The sequence below is a fragment of the Nostoc cf. commune SO-36 genome (assembly GCF_023734775.1).
In the GTDB taxonomy this organism is placed as follows: Bacteria; Cyanobacteriota; Cyanobacteriia; order Cyanobacteriales; family Nostocaceae; genus Nostoc; species Nostoc commune_A.
Map to the genome: position 1 here is coordinate 1 of NZ_AP025732.1, position 21741 is coordinate 21741.

Annotated in this window: 18 protein-coding genes; 6 read left to right on the forward strand and 12 right to left on the reverse strand. The window is 40.0% G+C overall.

From position 1 onward, the window contains the following. Window positions 1-1383: a chromosomal replication initiator protein DnaA gene (dnaA, locus tag ANSO36C_RS00005; RefSeq protein WP_251957829.1), complete on the forward strand. Its 1383-nt coding sequence runs from the start codon at window positions 1-3 to the stop codon at window positions 1381-1383. Window positions 1384-1675: 292 nt separating this feature from the next. Here dnaA and rppB read toward each other — a convergent pair whose 3' ends face one another. Next, complete coding sequence (gene rppB, locus ANSO36C_RS00010) at window positions 1676-3085, reverse strand: two-component system sensor histidine kinase RppB (RefSeq protein ID WP_251957830.1); 1410 nt, start codon at window positions 3083-3085, stop codon at window positions 1676-1678. 163 nt (window positions 3086-3248) lie between these two features. Between rppB and ANSO36C_RS00020 the strand changes: the two genes are divergently transcribed. Then, window positions 3249-3677, forward strand: a complete 429-nt coding sequence (locus ANSO36C_RS00020; protein ID WP_251957832.1) for a sunset domain-containing protein — start codon at window positions 3249-3251, stop codon at window positions 3675-3677. Between the two features lie 56 nt (window positions 3678-3733). Here the strand turns inward: ANSO36C_RS00020 and rppA are convergent, their stop codons facing one another. From rppA to ANSO36C_RS00040, 4 genes are all read right to left on the reverse strand, one after another. Then, the gene (rppA, locus tag ANSO36C_RS00025) at window positions 3734-4444 is read right to left on the reverse strand and encodes a two-component system response regulator RppA (protein WP_251960485.1); all 711 of its coding nucleotides are present in this window, start codon (window positions 4442-4444) and stop codon (window positions 3734-3736) included. A 152-nt stretch (window positions 4445-4596) separates the two neighbouring features. Continuing rightward, window positions 4597-5082, reverse strand: a complete 486-nt coding sequence (locus ANSO36C_RS00030; RefSeq protein WP_251957833.1) for a hypothetical protein — start codon at window positions 5080-5082, stop codon at window positions 4597-4599. Window positions 5083-5141: 59 nt separating this feature from the next. Beyond that, the gene (locus ANSO36C_RS00035) at window positions 5142-8267 is read right to left on the reverse strand and encodes an efflux RND transporter permease subunit (RefSeq protein WP_251957834.1); all 3126 of its coding nucleotides are present in this window, start codon (window positions 8265-8267) and stop codon (window positions 5142-5144) included. A 104-nt stretch (window positions 8268-8371) separates the two neighbouring features. After that, window positions 8372-9964 carry an efflux RND transporter periplasmic adaptor subunit gene (locus ANSO36C_RS00040; protein ID WP_251960486.1) on the reverse strand — a complete coding sequence of 531 codons (1593 nt, stop codon included), beginning with the start codon at window positions 9962-9964 and terminating at the stop codon, window positions 8372-8374. A gap of 255 nt (window positions 9965-10219) precedes the next feature. Here ANSO36C_RS00040 and ANSO36C_RS00045 point away from each other — a divergent pair, with 255 nt between their 5' ends. Then, window positions 10220-10381: a hypothetical protein gene (locus ANSO36C_RS00045; protein WP_251957835.1), complete on the forward strand. Its 162-nt coding sequence runs from the start codon at window positions 10220-10222 to the stop codon at window positions 10379-10381. Window positions 10382-10473: 92 nt separating this feature from the next. After that, window positions 10474-10941 (forward strand): hypothetical protein, encoded by a 468-nt coding sequence (locus tag ANSO36C_RS00050; RefSeq protein WP_251957836.1) that lies wholly within the window; start codon window positions 10474-10476, stop codon window positions 10939-10941. 62 nt (window positions 10942-11003) lie between these two features. On the opposite strand, the gene ANSO36C_RS00055 is transcribed toward ANSO36C_RS00050, so the two are convergent. The 4 genes from ANSO36C_RS00055 to ANSO36C_RS00070 form a co-directional block, all read right to left on the reverse strand. Next, a complete protein-coding gene (locus tag ANSO36C_RS00055; protein ID WP_251957837.1) occupies window positions 11004-13097 on the reverse strand; it encodes a caspase, EACC1-associated type in 2094 nt (697 codons plus the stop codon). 10 nt (window positions 13098-13107) lie between these two features. Beyond that, entirely contained in the window at window positions 13108-13497 is a 390-nt protein-coding gene (locus ANSO36C_RS00060) for a sugar ABC transporter permease (RefSeq protein WP_251957838.1), read from the reverse strand. 93 nt (window positions 13498-13590) lie between these two features. After that, a complete protein-coding gene (locus tag ANSO36C_RS00065) occupies window positions 13591-13887 on the reverse strand; it encodes a hypothetical protein (RefSeq protein ID WP_251957839.1) in 297 nt (98 codons plus the stop codon). Window positions 13888-14417: 530 nt separating this feature from the next. After that, complete coding sequence (locus ANSO36C_RS00070; RefSeq protein WP_251957840.1) at window positions 14418-15035, reverse strand: hypothetical protein; 618 nt, start codon at window positions 15033-15035, stop codon at window positions 14418-14420. Window positions 15036-15190: 155 nt separating this feature from the next. On the opposite strand from ANSO36C_RS00070, the gene ANSO36C_RS00075 reads away from it, so the two are divergent. Together ANSO36C_RS00075 and ANSO36C_RS00080 are read left to right on the forward strand one after the other, a co-directional pair. Then, window positions 15191-15940, forward strand: coding sequence for a TspO/MBR family protein (locus tag ANSO36C_RS00075; protein ID WP_251957841.1), 750 nt, complete (start codon window positions 15191-15193; stop codon window positions 15938-15940). A gap of 344 nt (window positions 15941-16284) precedes the next feature. After that, the gene (locus tag ANSO36C_RS00080; RefSeq protein ID WP_251957842.1) at window positions 16285-17634 is read left to right on the forward strand and encodes an MATE family efflux transporter; all 1350 of its coding nucleotides are present in this window, start codon (window positions 16285-16287) and stop codon (window positions 17632-17634) included. 83 nt (window positions 17635-17717) lie between these two features. Here ANSO36C_RS00080 and ANSO36C_RS00085 read toward each other — a convergent pair whose 3' ends face one another. The 3 genes from ANSO36C_RS00085 to ANSO36C_RS00095 all read right to left on the reverse strand — a co-directional run bounded on the left by ANSO36C_RS00085 (window position 17718) and on the right by ANSO36C_RS00095 (window position 21669). After that, on the reverse strand, window positions 17718-18605 hold the full coding sequence (locus tag ANSO36C_RS00085; RefSeq protein WP_251957843.1) for a pirin family protein: 888 nt from the start codon (window positions 18603-18605) through the stop codon (window positions 17718-17720). 357 nt (window positions 18606-18962) lie between these two features. Beyond that, on the reverse strand, window positions 18963-20768 hold the full coding sequence (locus ANSO36C_RS00090; protein WP_251957844.1) for an ABC transporter ATP-binding protein: 1806 nt from the start codon (window positions 20766-20768) through the stop codon (window positions 18963-18965). 187 nt (window positions 20769-20955) lie between these two features. Next, window positions 20956-21669 carry an iron-siderophore ABC transporter substrate-binding protein gene (locus ANSO36C_RS00095; RefSeq protein ID WP_251957845.1) on the reverse strand — a complete coding sequence of 238 codons (714 nt, stop codon included), beginning with the start codon at window positions 21667-21669 and terminating at the stop codon, window positions 20956-20958. Between the last annotated feature and the right edge of the window lie 72 nt (window positions 21670-21741).

Consider the following 21741-nt stretch of genomic DNA (forward strand, 5'->3'; position numbering starts at 1 on the left):
ATGGAAATTGCCATAGAAAGTCTGTGGAGTCAGGTACTAGAGCGTCTACAGCTTGAACTATCCCGACCTACCTTTGAAACTTGGATCAAAACTGCTAGTGCGGAGCGATTAGAAAATAATTGCTTGGTTATTCGCGCTCCTAACCCATTTGCTCGTAATTGGCTACAAAAGTATTACATCAATACTATTGCTCATGTAGTACAAGATATTCTTGGTCATCCTGTAGGAATTTATATTACTGTTGCTCAAGGTGATGAAGTTTCTCATTTTAGTGAACGAGAGGTTTCTTGGGAATCACCAAATCCCAGCAGTATTTCTGAGCCTATTCCTAATCGCAATCATAAAACTACTGAATTAAATTCTAAGTATGTATTTTCACGATTTGTAGTTGGTGCTAATAATCGTATGGCTCATGCTGCTTCTTTAGCAGTTGCAGAATCTCCAGGTAAAGAGTTTAATCCTTTGTTTTTGTGCGGTGGTGTAGGCTTGGGTAAAACTCATTTGATGCAAGCTATTGGTCATTATCGCTGGAAAATTTGTCCTGATTGTAAAATATTTTATGTTTCTACTGAGCAGTTTACTAATGATTTAATTACAGCGATTCGTAAGGATAGTATGCAGAGTTTCCGAGAGCATTACCGAGCGGCTGATGTTTTATTAGTTGATGATATTCAGTTTCTTGAGGGGAAAGAATATACTCAAGAAGAATTCTTTTATACTTTTAATACTTTACATGAAGGCGGCAAACAAGTTGTCATTGCTTCCGACCGTCCTCCTAACCAGATTCCTAGCTTGCAAGAACGTCTTTGTTCTCGATTTTCTATGGGGTTAATCGCAGATATCCAAAAGCCGGATTTAGAAACGAGAATGGCAATTTTGCAAAAAAAAGCCGAGGATGAAAATATTAGTCTTCCCCGCGATGTGATTGAGTATATCGCTTCTAACTATACTTCTAATATTCGAGAATTAGAAGGAGCTTTAATTCGGGCGGTGGCTTATATTTCCATTTGGGGCTTGCCGATGACGGTGGAAAATATCACACCAGTTTTAGAACCGCCTAACGAAAAAATGGCAGCTACCCCAGAAGCAATTTTAAAGGTGGTGGCGGATAATTTTGATGTTTCAATAGACGACCTTAAAAGTAACTCACGACGAAGAGAGATTAGCTGGGCGCGTCAATTAGGAATGTATCTCATGCGCCAACATACATCCCTGAGTTTGCCGAGAATTGGGGAGGAGTTTGGTGGTAAAGACCATACAACGGTAATCTACAGTTGCGATAAAATTACTCAACTTCACCAGAGCGATCGCACTTTAGCACAAACAATCCGCCAACTGAGCGATCGCATAAATATGACTAGCCGTTCCCAAAAACCATCCTGAAGGCTGATTTTAAGTTTTCCACAACCAGTACTCTGATAATCAGCCTTGACGGTTGAATAATTAGTCAAAAATATTAAGTAAGGTATAAAAATTGATTAAATTTAACTTAAATTCTGGAAATAATCTTACTTTTTAGCGATAAATCTCTGAAAAACTTAAGATTTCACTGATAAAACTTTATTAAGTATAATTACCTTGTGGAAAAGTAAATGAGTTTTTCCACAAGTTTTCCACAGATTTAATTAGTTTAAATACCAATCTCTTTCTAAAAGTTTTTGCAACAGCACCAATTTTACTGTTGTTGATGCAAGCGACGATATAGCATTTTAAATGGATAAATAGAGCGTACACTATCGAGTGGGCGGACATCGAAAGGTAAATTAATAGTAAAAGTGCTACCTTTACCGAATTGACTTTGTACATCTATACTGCCGTGGTGTGCCAAAACAATTGCTTGCGCGATCGCTAATCCTAATCCAGAACCGCCAGTGCTACGGGAGCGATCGCTATTCACTCGATAGAAGCGGTCAAAAATTCGTGTTAACTCTGGCTGGGGAATACCAATGCCTGTATCTTGCACCTGAATCACGGCATAATGATCACTGCGGTCTACGGAAACCGTTACCTTTCCTCCTGATGGGGTGTATTGAATTGCATTGACAATTAAATTAGAAAACAAGCGATAAAGCTGATCTTCATTGCCGACAATATTTAGAGGATTTGAAACCCAGGTTGAAGATGTTAGTGTAATATCGGCTGCGATCGCTAAGGCTGCAAATTCCTCTATTAAGTCATTAACAATATCATCCAAGCAACAAATTTCCCGTTGCATTGGCACAGATTGACGATCCAAGCGAGTCAGCAACAGTAAATCTGTAACTAGAGTTGTGAGTCGCTGATTTTGACGGTGTAGGGTTTGTAGAATATCCCGCGCTTCTGTTTCATCTAATTGAGACATCATCAGCGCGGATTCTACTGTCGCTTGGGTTGCTGCTAGAGGTGTTCGCAATTCGTGTGCGGCATCTGCTGTAAATTGTTGGACTTGTTTATATGAGCGATAAATTGGCTGCATTGCTAATCCTGCTAACCACCAACTAGCAAAACCAACCAAACCCATTACAATTGGTAATCCCACTGCTAAAGTGAGTTTTACTGCAACCAAATAACTTTTAAAATCCGCAAGACTTCGCCCTACTTGGATGTAACCCCAATCGAGATTTTCTTGGGTGTGCAGCACAAAAGAAATTTGATGATAAAAGTTGCCTTTGCTATCTTTAAGGGTTTGCCAAAGTTCCTTGTTAAATATTATAGGTAATTCGTCTGGATAAGTTCCTGCGATCGCAATTAAGCTTCCTGAATTATCGAAAAAACGAACATAATAATTGCTTTGATTGATAGCGCTTAAAATATGGCGTTTGGAAATTGATTGTTCTTGAATACAACTTTTACCAACTACACAAATATTAGGTAAAAGTTGCTGTATTACTGGTTCCAATTGACCAGGTTTTTGTAATTTTAACTCAATAGTATCATGCAATGTTCCCGCGACAGACTCCAGTTCTCGGTCTAATGTCATCCAATGGGCATGGGAAATTGCTCTGTAGATGCCAAATCCGCACAAGCTTAAAATCAAAGCCATGACAAGCGCATACCACAGCGCTAAACGCAGGCGAGTTTGCTGAAATAGTTTATTCTGATTCATCTAGCCTTTGTACGGGAACACTAAAAAATAGGCACATAGAATGAGGGTTGTTCATGAAACCTGGTTTTCAAAAAGGTCAACTAACAACATGGAAGGATGATAGGGGTTTTGGCTTCATAAAACCTACTCATGGAAGTAAAGAAATTTTTCTCATATCAGTGCATTGAAGGGAGCATCTCGCCGTCCGAAAGTGGGAGATACGATTCTTTACCAGCTAACAACTCAAGCAAATGGAAAAGTTAGCGCTTCTAATGCCTCTATTGAAGGGGTTATATCTCAAACTTTGCAGAAAAAACAAAATATCAATAAACGCAGGTTACTGCCAAAATTTATTGGTATTGGGGTTATGTTCATGATTGTGATTCTTTCACAAGAATTTAGCCCTAGTCGCTCTCCTTCTCTAATTAAATTAGTAACTAAACCTAAATGCAAAATCAAAGGTAACATCTCTATTGATAGTAGGGCTAAGGTTTACCATGTTCCAGGAGCCGAAGATTATGAATCAACAGTCATTGATCCAGCGCGTGGAGAAAGATGGTTTTGCACCGAGTCAGAAGCAGTGACAAATGGTTGGCGTAAAGCACCAAAGTAGCACCCACAGCCAAAAGTAAGCTTTAAACAAGGTGGTTAAGACAAGCCTAATATTTCTTAAAAACGTGAACTGTCAACAGTAAGATTCAGACGATATCCCGTACCATGCAAAGTTTCAATTATGTTTTCGCAACCACTATTAGCTAGTTTGCGACGCAGTAACCGCATTTGAGCAGCTACCACATTACTAACTGGTTCTGCACTTACTTCCCAAAGCTGATTGCGAATTTGTTCTGTAGTAACAATTTGGTTTGGGTGCTTCATAAAATATTCTAGTAACTGGAATTCTTTATTTGTTAGAGTAATTTCGTGTTTATTTCCCGCAGCATTCTGACCAATAACTAAATTATTGCCGTAATCTAAAGTTAGATTGCCAACAGTTAATTCCTGGGGTTGAAATTGGGGCGATCGCCTCTGCAATGCTCGCAATCTTGCTAATAATTCTGCCATGCCAAATGGCTTTACTAAATAATCATCTGCACCTGCATCTAGCCCAGCCACTTTATCTTCCATGCTGTCTTTGGCTGTGAGCATCAACACAGGCAGAGAATTTTTATGGGAGCGTAGTTGTTTGCACAATTCTAATCCTGATATTCCTGGTAGCATCCAATCGAAAATAGCGAGTGTATATTGTGTCCAGCTATTTTCTAAATATGCCCATGCATCATTACCATCCAGTACCCAATCGACTAAATACTTGTGTTGGGTAAGAGTTCGCTTAATGGCATCGCCTAAATCTGTTTCATCCTCTACTAATAGCACTCGCATAAATTTCACTTGTCATACTAATTCGTAATTCGTAATTAAGTAAGTCGGCACTAATATTTCAAGCTATTTTAACTAACTTTGGGGGTTAAGTCCCCGTCGCAAAACGTAATTGCGAATTGCGAATTGCGAATTCTTTTAACGCACCCTACGAGTTACCGATTAAAATTAAAACGCCCGTCTACTTTTTTCCCTTGAATATCTGCATTAACTTTCACCTGATACTGACCATTTATTTTTTCTTTTAATAAACCTGCGTAATGTTTACCTTTTACATCATAAGTAAAAGGTACTGTCTTTTGTGTTCCATCAGGTAACTGAATTTGAGCCGTAACTTTGGCATTAGGTATTGCCTCGTGATTGTCTCCTCTTTGTAAATATAAATCTAGATGAGTGCCATTAGCCTCTTTGACTGGGACAAATTCTAAATGGTAAGCTCCTGTCTCGACAATTTGACCTCCATGAGATTTGCCATGCTGTCCCTCTACTTTAGGAATAGGTGAAGCTGAGGGCTGAGTATTTGAGCTAGAGCTAGCTGGAATATTTTCTGTATTAGCTGCTTGATTACTGTTAGTACAAGCTCCTAATAAAAGTAGTCCTGCACTTGCAATAAGAATCAAACCAGATTTTATTGAGTTCATTATTTTTGCTCCTGAAAATTATTGATAATTGAGTCAAAAGTTGTAATTATTAGAGTTTATTACCAGTCAAAAGCTGCTCCAATAGTGGTGCTATGCTCTCCATCTGATAGAGTTTGTTTAGGCATCAATAATTTCCCGAACAGGGCATACAATGCGGGTAATACCAATAATGTTAAAGCTGTAGAAGTAAACAACCCACCTAACACTACTATGGCAAGTGGTTGCAAGATTTCTTTACCTGCACCTGTACCAATTACTAAGGGGATCATTCCTAAAGCTGAAGTTAGAGCCGTCATCAAAATGGCAACTAATCGCTCCATTGAACCTTCAACAATAACTTGTTTTAAAGGCATTCCCTGCGCCAATTTGTTGTTGTAGTTATCTACTAACAGCAGTCCATTGCGCGTTGCTATGCCGAATAGAGTAATGAATCCTACCAAGGAAGCGATAGATATAATCCCACCTCCCAAAGCAATGGAAAATATACCCCCTACTAACGCCAGAGGTAGGTTAATCATAATCATCAACATGGCAGTAACAGATTTAACTGCGAAGTACATTAAAACTGCGATGATGACAATTGCCAGTCCTCCAAATACCAGTAGATTTTGCGTAGCTCGTTGCTCTGATTCAAACTGACCGCCGTATTGAATAAAGTAGCCTGTGGGTAATTGGATTGCTTGACTAACTTTAGTTTGAATCTCTTCTACCGCCGAGCCTAAATCTCGACCTGAGACATTAGCAGAAACGACAATTAAGCGTGAGACATTTTCCCGATTAATTGTGTTGGGGCCAGTTCCATAATCAATGCTGGCAAGCTGCGCTAAAGGAATTTTTTGCCCTGTGGGGGTATCTACTAGTAAATTGCGGATTACATCTAAGTTATTGCGTGATTCTGGTTGTAACCAAACTACAAGGTCAAATAATTGTTGTCCTTCGAGTACTTGAGAGACAACTCGCCCATTGAGTGCGGTTTCTAGCATTTCAGTGAGTTGACCTACAGTTAAGCCATAACGGGCTGCGGCTTCCCGATTGAATTGAATTTGCACCTGTTTAATCGGGACTTGGGGTTCGAGTTGTAAGTCCACAATTCCTGAAATACCTGTCATTGCAGATTGAACTTCAGAGCCGATGTGGCGTAATTCTGCTAAATCAGGGCCGAATATTTTAACTGCGATCGCACTTCTTACTCCTGATAATACCTCATCCATGCGGTGCGAGATAAATCCGCCAATGTTGGAAGCAACTCCAGGAATTTTAGCAAACTCCTGCCGCAGCTTCTCAATACTCCCTTCTCGATCTTTTAATCCTGCTGGACTCAATTCCACATCTAAATGTCCCAAATTCACCCCCCCAGCATCCGCATCACCAGCCGCGCGTCCGGCTCGTAATTGCACTGTCTTAAATCGCTTGTCGTCTTTAAGCGCATCTTCCAACGCAAATCCGACTTGGTTTGTCGCCTCCAGAGAACTCCCTGGATAAAGCAAAACTGTGTTCACTAAGGATGGTTCTTGAAACTCTGGTAAAAATACCCTTCCCAAACTCGGTAAAATCACCAAAGATGCTACTAAAGATGCACCCGCCACTGCCAAAATAATTGTCGGGAAACGGATGGAAAAATTGACCAGAGGTCGATAAATTCGTTGTGATAAAGCACTTATCCAGGTATCATCGGCTGGTAGTTGTCGATTTGCTAGCAAAATCGCACAAAGTGCCGGGGATAAGGTCATTGCCACTAAGGTAGAAGCAAAAATTGATACCAAATAAGCAACACCCATTGGCGCAAATATCCGACCTTCCACACCTGTAAGAGTGAAAATTGGGGCAAAGACAACGCCAATAATTATCGTTGAGAAAATAACACTGACTCTAACTTCTACAGAACTATCATAAACAACCTTAAAGGGATGCACCGGATTGCTTGCTACTTGGTTCTTGCGTAGACCCCGGTAACAGTTTTCCATGTCTACAATTGAGTCATCCACGACTGAACCAATGGCAACAGCTAATCCTCCCAGTGTCATCGTGTTGATACCTTGGCCAAATAAGCCCAGAATCATCATGCCAATCAAGACTGATAAAGGAATGGCGCTGAGGGTAATAATCGCGGTGCGCCAGTTCATCAAAAACATCAACAAGATGATGGAAACGATGATAATGCCATCGCGCAGAGAACTGGTAACGTTTTCAATCGCAGCTTCAATAAAGTTTTCTTGGCGGAAGGTTTCTGTGACTTTGACATCTTGGGGTAAGCTAGATTTAATTTCTGCGATCGCATTTTCAACTGCTTTCGTAACTGTGGGAGTATCATTCTGCGGCTGTTTGTTGACCATCACCACAATTGCTGGTTTACCATCCAAACTGCCATCGCCACGTTTTAAGCCGGCTCCAATGCGGACATCTGCCACATCTTGCAACAGTACAGGCGTTCCGTTACGTGCCGTTATTGCAGATTTACCCAGTTGCTCAATTGACTCGATGCGCCCCAAGCCACGAATAATTAACTCTTGGTCTGGATTGACCAAAAAGCCACCCGCAGCATTGACGTTAGCTCCTCTAGCCGCAGATGTGACTTCATCTAAGGTGACATTGAAGGCTTTTAATTTCGCTGGATTCACCAATATCTGATACTGGCGAATATCACCACCATAAACAATTACTTGAGAAATCCCCGGTACAGCTAGCAATCTATTGGTAACATCCCTGTCAATTAAACACCGCACTTCCATAAGTGGGGTTGTTTCAGCAGTGAAGGCGTACTGTAGAACTGTGCCAATGGGGGAAGAAATGGGCGAAATTTGGGGATTTTCCACGCCCTCTGGTAATTTTTGTATTACCTGCTGTAATCGTTCTGTTACTAGTTGACGGGCTTGATAAACATCAGTCCCCCATTTAAAGATGACTTTGACAACGGAGATGCTGACAGCAGAGGAAGAACGTACCGTTTCTACTCCTGGTGTACCATTAACGGCGCTTTCAATTGGTAAGGTAATTAGTGTTTCAACTTCTTCTGGTGCTAGTCCTGGGGCTTCGGTTTGAATTTCGACTTGGGGCGGGGCGAAGTCAGGAAAGACATCTAGGGGCATTTGGGTGAGGTTATATGTACCCCAAATTGTGACTACTATTGCGAGTAGCACGACTATCCAGCGTTGGATAATTGACCACTTGAGGATGGTATTGAGCATATTTTAAACGCAAAGGGACGCAAAGGGAAGCGCAGTGAACCAGCGCTGCGGGAGGGTTTCCCTCCGCAGGCGACTGGTGAACCCGAAGGGAGGTACGCGGAGGTTTATTGAGGGGGGACTGAGGATTGGGGGTTGTGATTGATTATTGGTGTTTCTGGTTTTAGGCGGGATTGAGTGCGGCGGTTAGCCCAGTAAGTACCGCCGATAAAGCCTACAATGCTTAATACAGTTCCTCCCCCAAGCCCAACCCACCAAGGTAATGATGAGGGATTAGCAGTTACTTCTTTCTCCCCTGCCCCCTGCTTCTCTACTTTCCCCCCACCTCGCAGAGATTGGGCGTAAAGTTGCGGTGCGCGTTGGGTGACAATCATATCTCCCTCAAATAAACCTGTTTTGACCTCAACCATGTCCCCAGAGGTTTGACCTAATGTAACTTCAACTGGTTGATAAGTATTGCCATTTTGGATGTAGACAACTTTTTTATTATTAGCTTCTACCACAGCCGCGCTCTTAATCGCCAAGATAGCTGAGGAGCTTTGGTTTGTCAAAACTTCCAAGTCTGCAAACATTCCTGGTTTGAGTACACCACCAGGGTTATTGATTTCGGCTTTCACTGGTACAACCTGCGTCTCGCCTGTTACTACAGAATTAATTACCGCAATTCGCCCCGTAAAAGTCCGATTCGGAACTGAAGCAACTTTAACCCTAACTTGTTGTCCTGCTTTAATTTTGTCTAAATCTTTTTCATATATATTTGCTGTGGCAAAAACCTGATCATCATTAACAATCGTCATCAATTTACCACCTGCATCCTCAAAGGTTTGACCAAGGGTAACTTCTCTATCTGCAACCTTCCCAGAAATGGAAGATGTTACTGTCACCAATCCTTTGGCATTGCCACGAATTCCCAGTTGTTGCAGCCGAGTTTCATACGTGCTGTTACTGAGAGTGATCCGGGATTTTGCTACGTTAACAGATGCCTGAGCGCGTTTAAGTTGATTTTCAGCTTCAATCACCTCTCGGCGGCTATTGGCTTTGCTAAGTTCAGCTTTAGCTTGTGCTAGTTGAGTTTGAGATTCGAGAGCATTACGCCGTGGTAAAGCACCTTGAGCAACTAATTCTTGATCTTTATCATACTTTTCTTGGGAAAATGCCACTTGACTTTGGGCTTGGGCAATCTCTGCTGTGGTAATTTGTTGATAGCGATCGCGGTTTTGTTGCGCTAACTTAAAATCAGCTAAGGCTTGTTGTAAATCAGCCTGTCCTTGAGCCAGTTTTTCTTGGGAGTTAACCCGTAGTTCTACCAAATCTGGGCTAGATAGTATAGCGACGGGTTGACCTTGTTTAACTAATGCACCAGGTTCTACCAATAACTCAACCACCTTCGCGCCTGCAATTGGTGTGGTGACTTCTACTTGTTTGCTAGGTAGAGTTTCAATTTGTCCTGTGGTTTTTATACCCATAGCTAAACGCTGGCTTTTTACTGGCTCAATTTTTATTCCCAGGCGTTGGGCAGTTTCAGCGTCAACTTGAATAGAGCTAGTTGCTGGAGTGGTTTCACTTTCCTGGTGAAATTCATCTCCGTGTCCGGTATGAGCTACAACTACTACTGGGCTTGCCAATAATAGTAAGCCGACAAGTGTACCAGAAACACAACGCATGGTTAGAAGTGGTTGGAAACGCAGAGAGTTGGGCATCGTTATGAGAAAATCTGAAGTATGGGTGCAAAGGAATTGCGATCGCAATTTTTGATAAACAAAACTAGCTTTGTCTTGGGGATTTTTCTGCACCTTATACCCAGTCTTTCATCTCAAAATGAAATTGGCATGAAATTAAGAGTAGACGTTCCAAACCACTTTGTTAACTTTAATTTTGAACATTTGCTGATGTCATAAGCATAATGTTAAAAGTGGCAAAGATGAGTTGTTGGTCAAAGCGATGGAGAAAAAGCAATGGATCTGCAAAACCCAATTCAAATACAGCATAATTTACCGTCAGTGGAGAGCTTGATTGATCGTCATGTTGAACCTACAAGGTTTCAACCCAATGAGAATGGGCAAGTAGTAGTCTATGTTCATCAAGCCAATGACATGACAATATCATTCAACATATAACTTTAAGAAAATTTGAAACAGTATTACGGAATTGAAATAATATCCCTTGAAGTCATAAGCGTCATCATACAAATTTTTGTAAAAGTAAAAATATGTCTAATACTGATTTAGAAAGGCTTCTTTACACTGTCAAAGCAGATTTTCAAACTGAGGCTGCTAATATTGCAGCTTTAGCCTTTCCTCAGACGGAATTCCGATTATTGGCAAGGATAATTGGCAGTACTCATGCAGGTTTAGTTCTGCCTAAAAACCAGTTTAAATTATTGCCCTCAAAAATCGGTAATTATAATTTGACTATAAATTTTAAAAGTCAAAACCATGCTTTGGAGAATTTTCAAGTAAATTTTTTCCCCAAAATCAATACTTTGACTTTATTAGCCTATTACAAAGATGGTACGGCTAATCTACGTTATCAACCAGATAATAATTATAATTGGTTCAATGCCAGAGGATATGAAATAACTCGTCCTGATTCCATTGGAGAAAAGTTTGAGCTTTTAGCACGGGAGTTTTACCCGTTTTTTGAAGAATTTTTTCTGGAGCAATTAAACCACTCTTAAAAAATATGTTATTCGTACTCTCAAGAGCTAAGATTGCAAAAGGGTAAGAGCGTAAAGGGCTACTAAGTCTTGAGACTAGCAGCAACCACAACCCGGAAACCCACAAGGTTGCTCCTATTGTCACGTTTGTAAGAACTGCGAACCGCAGAACGGCAGTACCCCGGATCGTTGCGCCACGAACCACCACGCAGCAGCCGCTTATCATTTCTACTCATCCAAGGGCTACCGTCTGGTGGCGCGCCATTATAATTTTCGTGCCAAGCATCTTGACACCATTCCCATATATTGCCATGCATATTAGATAAACCAAAGGAGTTTGGTGGAAATTTTCCGACATCTATTGTTTGCTCACGATATTCTCCCTTTGTCCCAGCACCATAAGTATAGTTACCGTTATAATTTGCTAAGTCAGTCGTAATTGTCTCACCAAAATAAAATGGGGTGGTAGTTCCCGCACGACAGGCATATTCCCACTCTGCCTCACTAGGCAAGCGATAGATTTTCCCAGTCTTGTGAGATAATCTGGCACAAAATTCAATTGCATTATCCCAAGACACGCCCTCAACAGGTAGATTAAGATTAGCGTCTATGAATTTGGATGGTTGGGGCTTTTCTAAATCAATATTTACCTTTTCCAGCGCCGTTACAACTGCCCATTGGCTTTGTGTAACTGGAAATTTACCCATAAAAAAAGGTTGAACAGTAACAGTGTGCTGGGGGCCTTCAGAATCGCGTCGTTCTGGCTCACTTTCTGGGGAACCCATCAAGAATTTCCCACCAGGAATTGCAACCATTTCTATAAATACGCCATAACCCAAATTTTCTAAGAAAAACTCCGCTTGTGTGCGATCGCGGTTAATTTCACAGGTTTTTCCTAAGCCAAACAATCCTGATTTTACAGTTATAGTAGCAGTCTCGAACTCAAACGGCTGAGTTTGAATACCTAAAAAAGATAGCGGTTGAAAAACATTTTTAGATAATTCACTCTCTGGTTTTTCCTTTAATCCGGTTTGCTGTCTTTGATATTCGGCTCTTTGTTGTTGGCGTATTCTTTCTATTTCCTGCTGCTGGCGCTCATATTCTGCTTGTTTTGGCGCAAGCACTCGCTGTTTTATTGAGGCAATATCCTCATCCCTCAGTCCTAGATGTTGTTGATATTCTTCCAACTCCTCCTCATTAAAAGGATATTCTTCATTGACTGCACGAATTAGCGCCGCTTCATACTGAACTCGTTTACGCTCATACTCCCGATATGGTTGCAGAACTTCTTCTCGAATTGCCTTTGCTTCATTTTCAGTTAGTCCCCAATCAATCCGCTTAGATTCCAGTATTTCTAAAGCAAAGACAGAAAACTTACCCTTACCCGACTTAACACGACTTTCCACTTCCTGGCGATAGTTCAGTTTAGGATCATCTTTGGGCGACTTTGCCAGAAAAATCCTATAACCTTGCTTAACGGGATAAAATTCTGGTGTCATTGTTGGAGATACTTCTCGAACTTTGCTGCTGGCATACCCATGCAACTCATCCACCGATATCAAACCATCCCCGTCTTGATCTGCTGCGCCATTCTCAATACCCTCAACTAGATAGTGAGTATAAATTGAAAGTTCAAAACCTTCTTGCTCAAATGCAAACTGTGTCGAAGTCGAAGCCGTAAGAATTGCCCGTCCTTCACCTCCTAAATGTTGTTCTAGGTTGATAGTGCCGCTATCTTTAGCTGTCAAACCTTTGGCAAAAGCTGCACCAAAGCAGCAGTCTAAAATTACAACCATTCGCTTTGACTTGCTTGCGTTCATCCAACGATGTACTTCTCTGGCTGCTACAGCCGAGGTTGGTACTAATTTTCCTTGCTGATCTTTACGGGTTTGGCGAGTTGAGAAGTAAAATTCACCGCCACTATCAGTTATGCCATGACCAGAAAAATACAGCAGCAAGACATCATCCTGATTACGATTGATACTATATAAGTCATAAATTTTATCTTCCATTTCCTGCCGTAAGGGATTTTTTAGCACCTCGGCCTTGGCAAAGCTACCCATTTCTGGGTTCAGCAACACTTGGCTCATAGCCTCGACGTCTTTGATAGCACTTGGTAGCGGGTTTAACCCCTGCTCATACTCACTAACCCCAATTAGTAATGCTACTTTTGCCATGTTAGCTGTCTTATATATCTTTGATATTTTTCATAAAATCTTCAGCTTGCCGTCTGGCAAATGCAAACTCTTCCTGATTGCTAGCTTTTACTTTGAGTTTCTTGCCATTGATTTCTACTTCAATTTCAATAGTTTTTCCAGTAAGTCTAGTACTTAAAAACTCGAACAAAGGCTTGATGAGAGATGGATTGCCCACTGCTTTTAATGTGGCCAACAAGAAACCCCCTAAAGCTTTGGAACCTTGGGGGACTTCTGTAACTGCCACTAAATCTGCATCTTCTACTCCATCCACCTCTTTAACCTGGGGGAGCAAATTCTGTACTTCTGCTTGCAACTCCTCTTCGTCTAAACCCAGTTCAGTTACGGAAATAGTCACCTGAACAGTAGATGTGGTTGCCATTATGAAGCATCTCGATGGTTATTAACAATATCTCTGATAGATTCTACTATTTTTTAGTTTATAGATAAAGTAGGTGGGCGAATAGAATTGCGACTACACAGACAAAACCCGCCTTTGGGACTTCCAACTAAAAAAATATTCTATTGCGGTGTAAGCAGGGGGGCAAGGAGCAGGGGGCGGGGGGTAGGCTGTTGACTTTGATGAAATTTGCCTCGTTCCCAGTCGGAGACTGGGAATGCCCGTCGTTGAGGCTCCGCCTCCTTTGCTGGCGGCAGAGCCGCCAAGAGCAGCATTTCCAGCCTCTAGGCTGGAAACGAGATTTGAAAAGGTTTTTTGCTTAAGTTGACACCAATGAAGGCATTGCGATCGCATCTCCAAAACTTTAGTCAATTTTACTTAGACTATTTTTAGATTCAAGTAGCAAATTATTTTATAAGCTCATTACAACAATTGCTGCAATGATTTAAGCGTTTCTTAGACATGGAACAATATTTGTTAGAAAGCATTAAACAATTGCTACAACTACTTATACCTTTGCAAGAAATGCTTAAACGTTTCTTATACATGGACTAGCATTTGTTGCAAAGTATTAAACAATTGCTACAACTACTTATACCTTTGCAAGAAATGCTTAAACGTTTCTTATACATGGACTAGCATTTGTTGCAAAGTATTAAACAATTGCTACAACTACTTATATGTTTGCAACAAATGCTTAAACGTTTCTTATACATGGACTAGCATTTGCTGCAAAGTATTAAACAATTGCTACAACTACTTATACTTTTGCAATAGATGCTTAAGTTTTTCTTATAAATCAAGCAATATTGGCTGAGTAACCTGTTCCTCAAGAGGAAAAATGGCGCTACACAGTTGAAGGCGCGAAAAAAGCGGATGGAGATATTAAGCAAAAAAACTTACTAACTACAATAAGCCAGACTACTCAATCTAGGAGTATTTACTAAGTCTCTATTGGCTATCCAACCATTACCGGATAACTCTCCAGGGAAACTTCTGGAAAGGTCAATTTCTACCCAAATATAATTTTCAGATTTGTATGACTTAACTACATTACCTGTAACTAAGTTCACATACACAATTGCGCCTGGATAAAGTGTTGTAATATAATCTCCTTTTATACTTGGTTGGCGACGTAAAGTTTCAGGTTGTACAATTCGCCGACATGCACTGCCAATAGTAGGTCTACTCAACAGGGTTGGAGGGTTGCTATTCGTCTGACAATATCTCAGCACAGCAGTTTGAATAAACCCTGAAGTCGGAGATTGAATTCTGACAAATTTATCTCCACTAACTGGTATATATGCTAAATTAATCCTTGTTTTTGCCGACAATATTCTGATAGCATTGGATGATGTTGAAGGATCTTTAAAAATCGGAGTGTCTACTTTAGTCGCACGACAACTCGACTGTGAAACATTGGCAGGAGCCTGTGCGATTTGAGCAAATACAGGTACACTCAGAGCAAATGTAGCAATCTTTCCTAAAGTAAAAATATACAATAACTTCTGAAATTCCACGTTTTTACCTCAATATCAATTATGAAAAACTCTACATTAGTTCGGAAATTATAAACTCTGACGTTAAAAAAGCCTACAAAAATTGCTTTTAATCAGTAGACTACCATATAATGACTTATTATCACTAATTACAAACTACGCCCAATCCCTTAATTATGAATCAATCCAATAAGACTGGAATAGTTGAACAGTTTGTTAATACATTGATGGGAGTAAAAAATTTTAATCAACAACAGTCTCCAAATACATCAATAGCTAATACAAAAGAACTAGATATTAGAGCAGTTTTAGTTTATACACTAGGAACCATCCTACAAATACTAGTTATGATTCTCGTGTTGCTGGGAATGGAAAAATTAGTAATGTTAATTGATAATAATTCTTCTTTTCCCATTTGGTTTAGCACTTTATTTACTGGATTATTCTTTGCTATCTTAAGTATTCGGTCACGAATTTTTTCTCTTTTAGATAATACCCGCTCTCGTCAAACTTATGACCAAGTAATCAGACCAAGATGGTCTCCTCCACCTTTAGCATTTCCCATAGTTTGGATGATAATTGCCGTTTTACGGGTAATTTCTTCTGTATTGGTTTGGCAGCAAATGAATCACCAATTTTTAGTGCTGCCTTTAATTTTATTTGTGGTACATCTGGCTTTAGGGGATACTTGGAATACGATTTTTACTGTAGAACGGAGATTAGGTGCTGCTGTACCTGTAGTTATTTTAGGCCTTTGGTTCTCTGCTTTAGTAGTCACAGCAGTTTATTGGCAAACTAATTCTGTGGCAGGAATGACTTTATCATTTTCTTGTGTGTGGCTAACTGTAGCTGCTGTATTAGTATTTAGAATTTGGCAACTAAATGGATCTGAGCCATTGTATCCTTTAAAAATTAATAGCTACTGAGAAATAAATATTCAATATTTACCTGGGAATGAAAGCTAGGAAAAATATCAATTGACTTTTAAGTGCCGCATTTAAGATACATAAAAAAAGGTAGAGCAATTAACAATCTTATAGTTTGTTAAAATATTAAATCCAAGACTTAATTAATGCCAAAAAAGCTATATAAACCACGTCTATCTTGAAACCTGTAGTTCTTCTCTGATGAAAAGGATTTGCCCTTATCCCCCAACCTATCCCCCATATCTGGGAGAAGGGGAGCTAGAATTTCAAAGTCCCTCTCCCATATATGGGAGAGGGATTTAGGGTGAGGGCGAAAACTATGGTTCTCAACTTAGATGAGGTTTATGTTTTCTGAAGCTAAAAAAAGTCTTGCGTTAGCCATACCTTTAGCAGCAGCACAATTGGCTCAATCTGCAACCGCTTTTGTGGACACAGTAATGATGGGCTGGTTGGGAAGTCAAACCATTGCATCTGGAGGTTTGGCAGCTATTACCTTTAATTTTTGTCTGTTCATCCTTACTGGTATCGTTTCTGCCGTAAGCCCCTTAGCTGCTCAAGCATACGGAGCCGGCAATAGAGAAAAAGTTGGTACAATTATCCGGCTGGGACTAGGGATATCTCTGTTATTAGGAATACCAATGACATTGCTGCTTTACAATGGAGGTACTTTATTACTTCTACTAGGGCAGGATGCTAACACAGTAGCACTAGCAGAGATTTATTTAAGAGCGATCGCACTGGGTTTTATTCCTGGTTTGGGCTTTGCAGTACTTAAAAGCTTTCTTTCTGCTTTGTTGCAACCGCAATTAGTCATGGTGACAGTGGTTTTGGGTACTCTGCTTAACATCACAGTTAACTATATGCTGATGTTTGGCAAACTGGGATTCCCTGCGCTGGGTTTAGCAGGTATCGGTTGGGCAAGCACGCTCTCACTTTGGAGTATGTTTCTTACTTTAACAGTTTATATATGTAATCAGCCTGACTTTGCAGCTTACAATATTTTTCGACCTTTATCTAAAAAAGCTTTTTCCCTAGAGCATCGCCGGATCATTAGTGAGATTTTTCAGATTGGATTGCCTATTGGGGGGCTGATTGCGGTTGAAGTGGGACTGTTCACAGTTGTTACCTTCTTAATAGGACAATTAGGAACAAACGCTCTTGCTGCTCATCAAATTGCTTTACAAACAATTTCGATATCATTCCAAATTGCACTAGGAATTTCTTTAGCAACAACAGTACGTGTTGGGCAATTAGTAGGAGAGAATGACCTAGTTGCTACCCGTTTGGCTGGATATGTAGGCATTGCCATTGCAGCTATATCAATGGGTATAGCAGGCATTACATTTTGGTTAGTACCAAAGTCGATTATTGCTCTTTATATTGACATCAGCGATCCAAACAATGCAGATGTAGTTGCCCTCGCAGTGAAATTGCTAGGAGTGGCAGCAATTTTTCAAATAGTTGACGGTGTGCAAGTTACTGCGGCGGGAGCATTACGCGGGCTAAAAGACACTCGAATTCCGATGTTGATTGGTATTTTTGCTTATTGGTGTGTTGGTTTATTCACAGGTTATACTTTGGGAATCTCGTCGGGATCTGGAGCTATTGGTCTTTGGTGGGGACTGGCTATTGGTTTAGCGATCGCTGCAATAATCATGACTTGGCGGTTTAGCAACAAAACAATTAGCCACTGATAAACAAAGATGAGTTATCTGTAGCTATTAAGTAACTTATTTACTTATATCTGCGTATCAATATTAGTAGAAGTGTAGATAGTTCACGAAAAAGGATTAGCTTCTGTTACCACTTCTGGTAGTGGAATAAACTCTGTTTCATCTGGCACATTAGCAAAGCGGCGATCGCGCCAATCAGCTTTAGCTTGCTCTATTCGCTCTGAGCGGCTAGAGACAAAATTCCACCATTTGTAGCGTGTACCCAACGGCTCACCGCCAATGACAATACATCGAGCAGCAGCAGTAGCAGAAACCTTGACCTCATCACCTGGCTCTAGGATAGCGAGATGATGTTGCTCTATCGGTTGGTCGTTAATCCTCAATCCTTCTGTGACGGTGTATACTGCCCTTTCTGAGTAATCAGCAGGGATAGTGAAGTGAGCATTGGCAGACAACACCACATCTAAATAAAGGATAGGTGAGAAAACTTTCACAGGTGAGGTATAGCCCAGCACTTGTCCAGCAATAAGTTTGATCACAGCGCCATTCTCTTCCCAAGTAGGAAGGGTTTCAGCAGGATAGTGAATGAAATTTGGATCGATTTCTTCCTCTTCAACAGGCAGGGCAACCCAGGTTTGAATGCCATGAATAGTAGTTTCTTGGTGACGATCAAGATCAGGTGAGCGTTCTGAATGTACAATTCCTTTTCCAGCTGTCATCCAGTTTACTGCACCTGCTTGGATTAACTGCACAGTACCTAAACTATCACGATGCATCAAAGCACCATCAAATAAATAAGTCACCGTCGCAAGATTAATATGAGGATGTGGTCTGACATCGATGCCTTGATTTGGGGGCATAACGGACGGGCCAAGATGATCAAAAAAGATAAACGGCCCAACCATTTGGCGATTAGGATACGGCAAAGAGCGGCGGGCAAAAGACCCACCCAGATTTTTAACTTCGGGTTTAATCAGTTGAAGGATTGCCATGAGTTATGCGGGGTGATGGTAAATGCTGGAATTATTATCAGTATATCTACTTTATTATTCCAAAATTATTTTCAATAAGAGTACCAATACAGTTCAGTTAAGCAATTTTTTCCTTACTTAAATTAAGTAAAAATGGCTGAGTGATAAATGATAAATGATAAATGATAAATGATAAATGATAAATATTTCTAATATTATCCCACAAATTGCGTGTCAAACCTGGCATTAATGCACCCGAAAAGGCAAAAAATCCCTTCTAGAGCGATCGCAGCAACCCCCAACCCCTTCCCAATGAGCGCTTGCTTTACTCAAATGCGGGATGGGGTTCTTTATTTTTGATTTATGCAAGACATCTAATTACTGCGTCAGTCCCAAGTACCCAGACTGTACGCACCACAAACTGGCATAGATACCATCAAGTAGTAGTAAATCCTCGTGCTTACCCTGCTCGACAATTTGACCATGATCCATCACATAAATACAATGACTGTGGCGAATTGTCGAAAGACGATGAGCGATCGCAATTGTTGTCCGATTTTGGGTAATCTTATCTAAAGAACGTTGGATTGCTGCTTCCGTCTCATTATCCACAGCAGATGTCGCCTCATCCAAAATCAAAATCGGCGGGTTTTTCAAAACTGCTCTAGCAATAGCTATCCGTTGGCGTTGTCCTCCAGATAACTTTTGTCCTCGCTCCCCAACTATTGTTTCATAACCTTGGGGTAGTTGCGTAATAAAATCGTGTGCCTCAGCTATTTTTGCTGCATTAATAATTGCTTCATCTGTAGCTTCAAAAGTACCGTAGGCGATATTTTCTCCCACTGTACCATGAAATAAAAATACATCTTGACTAACTAGACCAATACTGCGACGCAAGTCAGATAAATTTAACTTTTGAATATCAATTCCATCAATGGTAATTGAGCCATTAGAAACATCATAAAATCGTAACAATAGTTTTACTAAGGTGCTTTTACCTGAACCAGTAGAACCAACAACCGCAATAGTTTTTCCAGCAGGAATATATAAGGATAAATCTTTAATTATTGTTCTACTATTTCGATAAGCAAAAGTAATATTTTTAAACTCAACTTCCCCCTGTACTTGTTCAACAACTAAAGACATATCTCCCGTAGTAATTTCTATGGGAGTATCTAACAAATCCATAACTCGCTTTGTAGAAGCCATCGCCCGTTGATATCGGTCAAAAGTTTCTCCTAAAAACACCAATGGCCACAATAATCTTTGGACTAAAACTAGTAAAACACTGTAATTACCGATCGATATTTTACGAGAATATGCTGCCATACCTCCCAGAAATAATAAAGACGTAAATCCAACTAAAACCAACATTCTAATTACAGGTACAAAAGCAGCAGAAAGTTTAATTGCTTTGGCGTTACTTTTTTTATAAGCTTCACTTTCGGTTGCTAGTCTCGCACTTTCATAATTTTCGGCAGTGAAACTTTTAATTGTGGTAATACCACTAATATTATTAGCTAAACGAGAATTCAAAAAACTCACCTTTTCTCTAACATCAGCATAACAAGGTTCAAGGCGTTTTTGATATATTAAAGAACCCCAGAGTATAAAAGGCATTGGTAGCATTGCTGCTATGGTGATATTTAAAGGTAAAATTAGGAATGCACCGCAAATTAAAATTATAAATGAAGTAGTAACTTGGATAATTTCATTGGCTCCCCCATTTAAAAAGTCTTCGAGTTGGTTGATATCATCACTGAGAATAGACATCAAACCGCCTGTACTACTGTCTTCAAAATAAGCTGATTCTAATTCTTGTAAATGATTGTAGGCATCTAAGCGTAAATTATGTTGAATATTTTGGGCTAAATTTCGCCACAGTCTATCATAAGCGTACTGAGAAAGTGATTCAAATATCCAAACAATAATAGTGATTAGTGAAAGTAGTGCAAATTGCCATACTACTTCTTTAATGCCAAATTTAGCTATAAAGGAATCTTGCTGTTGGACTAATATATCTACAGCAACACCGATTAACCAAGGTGGTGCTAAATCTAAAATTGTATTGATAACAGAATAGGTTGTGGCTTGAAAAATTTGTGGGCGATATTTGTCCCCGTAGTTGAGTAAGCGTTGGAGAGGAGAGCGTTTATCTGCTACTAGGTTAACTTTTGATTTCATTGTAATGATTAAAAGTGGGAAATTTATGTTTTTCACCTAGCAAATTTTACTATCTTTTCGTGCATAAGTCTATCCTAAAATGGCAATTTTTTATCCTAAAATGGCAATTTCAAGTTAAATTTAGCAAGTATATACAAAGAATATAGTTGAGGGAAACTTTTATAGGCGATCGCCCCTTTGTGATGATTTAAGGTATTTTTACTATATATTTGAAGAGGTCATCAATTATTCTATTAGCTCCGATAGTCCCTCCGACATTCCAATTTACGTTGTATACCTGTTTATTCTGAACAGCTTTAAGCTTCGACCAAATAGGCTTTTTCAAGAAAGATAAAAACTCAGGATTTGCTCGTTTAAAATCTCTTTTTAATAAATCGGTCATAATAAATAAAAAATCGGCATCGTATTTGGGTAAAACTTCAATACTTAATGTTAACTCGCGTTGTTTTTGATTTTGTTGGATTAGTTGTAAACCTGCGTCGCTAATGATTTGGCCATAAGGTAGAAAGTCTCCTCTATAGCTATAGAAAATATCTGCCGAACCTGCAAGATAAATTACAGATATTGTTTTTGCTTCTAGTTCTTTTCCTAATTGCTGCCGCAATTCTTGGATGCGATTTTGATACTGAGTCAGAAGTTCTTCGGCGCGATCGCTCTTTCCCAACACCTGGGCTACATATCGTAGTCTTTTTTTAAAGTCGTACATGGTAGGAAAATCGATCAGTACTGTAGGCGCGATGCTGGAAAGGAGCTTATATGACTTCTTTCGATTTGTTAACGCCAGAATTAAATCGGGTTTTAAAGTAATAATTTTCTCTAGGGAAGGTTGGCTCCCAATACTGCCTACAACTGGAACGCCAGCAAGTAAGTCGCTGGGTATACCCTCGAAACTTTTCCTCACAGCTCGCACAATACATGACACCAACGGGCTTTATACCCAGTGCCAGTACAGAATCTAGAACCACATTTTCTT

Excerpts from the sequence above, each read along its gene's own strand:
- dnaA (WP_251957829.1), top strand. The coding sequence starts at position 1 with ATGGAAATTGCCATAGAAAGTCTGTGGAGTCAGGTACTAGAGCGTCTA.
- rppB (WP_251957830.1), bottom strand. The coding sequence starts at position 3,085 with ATGAATCAGAATAAACTATTTCAGCAAACTCGCCTGCGTTTAGCGCTG.
- rppA (WP_251960485.1), bottom strand. The coding sequence starts at position 4,444 with ATGCGAGTGCTATTAGTAGAGGATGAAACAGATTTAGGCGATGCCATT.
- ANSO36C_RS00030 (WP_251957833.1), bottom strand. The coding sequence starts at position 5,082 with ATGAACTCAATAAAATCTGGTTTGATTCTTATTGCAAGTGCAGGACTA.
- ANSO36C_RS00035 (WP_251957834.1), bottom strand. The coding sequence starts at position 8,267 with ATGCTCAATACCATCCTCAAGTGGTCAATTATCCAACGCTGGATAGTC.
- ANSO36C_RS00040 (WP_251960486.1), bottom strand. The coding sequence starts at position 9,964 with ATGCCCAACTCTCTGCGTTTCCAACCACTTCTAACCATGCGTTGTGTT.
- ANSO36C_RS00045 (WP_251957835.1), top strand. The coding sequence starts at position 10,220 with ATGGATCTGCAAAACCCAATTCAAATACAGCATAATTTACCGTCAGTG.
- ANSO36C_RS00050 (WP_251957836.1), top strand. The coding sequence starts at position 10,474 with ATGTCTAATACTGATTTAGAAAGGCTTCTTTACACTGTCAAAGCAGAT.
- ANSO36C_RS00055 (WP_251957837.1), bottom strand. The coding sequence starts at position 13,097 with ATGGCAAAAGTAGCATTACTAATTGGGGTTAGTGAGTATGAGCAGGGG.
- ANSO36C_RS00060 (WP_251957838.1), bottom strand. The coding sequence starts at position 13,497 with ATGGCAACCACATCTACTGTTCAGGTGACTATTTCCGTAACTGAACTG.
- ANSO36C_RS00075 (WP_251957841.1), top strand. The coding sequence starts at position 15,191 with ATGAATCAATCCAATAAGACTGGAATAGTTGAACAGTTTGTTAATACA.
- ANSO36C_RS00080 (WP_251957842.1), top strand. The coding sequence starts at position 16,285 with ATGTTTTCTGAAGCTAAAAAAAGTCTTGCGTTAGCCATACCTTTAGCA.
- ANSO36C_RS00085 (WP_251957843.1), bottom strand. The coding sequence starts at position 18,605 with ATGGCAATCCTTCAACTGATTAAACCCGAAGTTAAAAATCTGGGTGGG.
- ANSO36C_RS00090 (WP_251957844.1), bottom strand. The coding sequence starts at position 20,768 with ATGAAATCAAAAGTTAACCTAGTAGCAGATAAACGCTCTCCTCTCCAA.